Annotated in this window: 1 pseudogene; it reads left to right on the forward strand. The window is 59.3% G+C overall.

Annotated elements, in window-relative coordinates:
- Nucleotides 1–55 precede the first annotated feature (55 nt).
- Nucleotides 56–258 (forward strand): annotated as a pseudogene (locus ACR9ZK_RS22480) (phosphoenolpyruvate carboxylase); the annotation flags it as partial.

The following is a 258-nucleotide window of genomic DNA, read 5'->3' on the forward strand; positions in this document are numbered from 1 at the left end:
CACTCTCTCCGTCGTCGGCAGTGTCAGATGTGTATAAGAGACAGGCCGTGGCGGCGCACCGGCACAGGCAGCGTTATTGTCTCAGCCTCCGGGCAGCCTGAAAGGTGGCCTGCGCGTTACCGAACAGGGCGAGATGATCCGCTTCAAGTTCGGTCTGCCGGAAGTCACCATCAGCAGTCTGGCGCTGTACACCTCTGCAATTCTGGAAGCCAACCTGTTGCCACCGCCTGAGCCGAAACAAGCCTGGGTGGATATCAT

The organism is Monashia sp. HAY1-5C, from assembly GCF_056755255.1.